Origin of the sequence: Pseudomonas sp. LJDD11 (assembly GCF_024584215.1) — a bacterium.
GTDB lineage: Bacteria > Pseudomonadota > Gammaproteobacteria > Pseudomonadales > Pseudomonadaceae > Aquipseudomonas.
Map to the genome: position 1 here is coordinate 1 of NZ_JANJFL010000157.1, position 515 is coordinate 515.

The following is a 515-nucleotide window of genomic DNA, read 5'->3' on the forward strand; positions in this document are numbered from 1 at the left end:
GATCTGTGCACTGAGCGGATCTTGAGCAAGGGTCAATCCTGCAATCTCGTTCGCACATACGAGCAAATCGGCATAGTGGATCTGTACCGTTGATCCGCTGAGAACGATCGGGCAGGAAATGTTGCTCAATAACCTTGGCAATTGAGCAGGATTCAGCGATTTACTGGAATAAAGCAGCACGCCGCGTGGTTGCAGGTATTCGGTGGCCAGCGCCAGTTCGCCTGGGGGCAGCGGCCAGTCGAAGACTTCCACCGGGCAGTCGGCGCTGCTGACCAGCCAGGCCACGAGCCACAAATGCGGCTCCAGCGGCAGGTCGGACTGGTTCACCAGCAGTAACGGCTTGCCATTGAGTTGCCGGTTGTTGTGGTAGATGCGTGCGCCGAGCTTGCTGCGCAGCCACGAATAAAAGAACGCCCGCTCCATCTGCGCGCCGAACTTGCCCTGCCAGCGCTTTTCCAGCTCGGCCAGCAGCGGCAGCAACAATTGCTCACACAAAGTCCGGGGTGGATACAGCG

1 pseudogene is annotated in these 515 nt (G+C 58.6%); it reads right to left on the bottom strand.

Going from position 1 to position 515, the window contains the following annotated elements:
* Positions 1–515: pseudogene (locus tag NRB16_RS29325) on the bottom strand (helix-turn-helix-type transcriptional regulator); the annotation flags it as partial.